Annotated in this window: 1 pseudogene; it reads right to left on the reverse strand. The window is 75.1% G+C overall.

Going from position 1 to position 425, the window contains the following annotated elements:
• Positions 1–425, reverse strand: a pseudogene (locus A6V29_RS21560) (undecaprenyl/decaprenyl-phosphate alpha-N-acetylglucosaminyl 1-phosphate transferase); the annotation flags it as partial.

The raw sequence follows: 425 nt of genomic DNA on the forward strand, positions 1-425 counted from the left end.
GCCCGCGCCGTCGGGTGGTCGGCGCGGCTGCGCTGCCGCTGGGCGGCCAGCTCGGCCGCCCGCGCCTCCCGCGCCGCGCGCCGGGCTCGCGGGCTGAGGACGACGACCAGCCCGACGACCAGCAGCACCGCGATCGCGACCAGGAGCTCCGCCGTCCCCCCGGTGATCGACAGAGCCACCGCGCCGGAGGAGAGCAGCGCGGCCCAGAAGTACATGACCAGCACCGCGCGGCGGTGCGAGTGACCGATCGACAGGAGCCGGTGGTGCAGGTGCATCTTGTCCGGCGCGAACGGCGAGCGGCCCTGCCGCGTCCGCCGCACCACGGCCATGACCAGGTCGATGAACGGGATGAACAGCACCGCGACGGGCACGAGCAGGGGCAGCGTCAGGGGCAGCAGGTTGGCCGCCGAGTCGAACGACTGGGG

The sequence above is a fragment of the Blastococcus sp. CCUG 61487 genome (assembly GCF_005222955.1).
GTDB lineage: Bacteria > Actinomycetota > Actinomycetes > Mycobacteriales > Geodermatophilaceae > Blastococcus.